The sequence below is a fragment of the Shewanella pneumatophori genome, assembly GCF_023283895.1.
In the GTDB taxonomy this organism is placed as follows: Bacteria; Pseudomonadota; Gammaproteobacteria; order Enterobacterales; family Shewanellaceae; genus Shewanella; species Shewanella pneumatophori.
Map to the genome: position 1 here is coordinate 1 of NZ_JAKILB010000035.1, position 1194 is coordinate 1194.

General features: G+C 52.0%; 1 protein-coding gene. It reads left to right on the forward strand.

From position 1 onward, the window contains the following. A partial coding sequence (locus L2740_RS21370; RefSeq protein WP_248952001.1) for a hypothetical protein occupies positions 1-1194 on the forward strand: 1194 nt, incomplete at both ends.

Sequence of the window (1194 nt, forward strand, 5' to 3'; positions counted from 1 at the left end):
ATCTCAGGTCTAGTTGATGGTGATATCACGGTAAATGCCAGCGCAGATGATCGCAATGGCAACCCTGTAACAGACTCCGCCACCGACAACATGGACGCCACTGATGGCGCATTAACCGTTACCCTAACTGTGGATGACAATGCCGAAACAGCTAACATTTCTGGTACCACCACCGATGTGGCGCCGGGCACGACTGTGACCCTCACGCTTACAGATAGCGCAGGCACAGTACAAGTCGTCACGGGTGTGACGGTTAATGATGACGGCAGCTATTCAATTGATGGCGTGGATATCTCAGGTCTGGTTGATGGTGACATCACAGTTAACGCTAGCGCAGATGATCGCAATGGCAACTCTGTAACAGACTCCGCCACCGACAACATGGACGCCACTGATGGCGCACTCACCGTTGCATTAACCGTTGAGGACAATGCCGAAACTGCCAATATTTCTGGTACCACCACCGATGTGGCACCGGGCACAACTGTGACCCTCACGCTTACAGATAGCGCAGGCACAGTACAAGTAGTCACCGGTGTGACGGTTAATGATGACGGCAGCTATTCAATTGATGGCGTTGATATCTCAGGTCTAGTTGATGGTGATATCACGGTAAATGCCAGCGCTGATGATCGCAATGGCAACGCTGTAACAGACTCCGCCACCGACAACATGGACGCCACTGATGGCGCCTTAACCGTTGCATTAACCGTTAATGATAATGCCGAAACCGCCAATATTTCTGGTACCACCACCGATGTGGCGCCGGGCACGACTGTGACCCTCACGCTTACAGATAGCGCAGGCAATATTCAGCAAGTGACTGGCGTCACCGTTAATGATGACGGCTCTTATTCAATTGATGGCGTTGATATCTCAGGTCTGGTTGATGGTGATATCACGGTAAATGCCAGCGCAGATGATCGCAATGGCAACCCTGTCACCGATTCAGCCACCGACAACATGGACGCCACTGATGGCGCACTCACCGTTGCATTAACCGTTGACGACAATGCCGAAACCGCCAATATTTCAGGTACCACCACCGATGTGGCGCCGGGCACAACTGTGACCCTCACGCTCACAGATAGCGCAGGCACAGTACAAGTCGTCACGGGTGTGACGGTTAATGATGACGGCAGCTATTCAATTGATGGCGTTGATATCTCAGGTCTAGTTGATGGTGATATCACG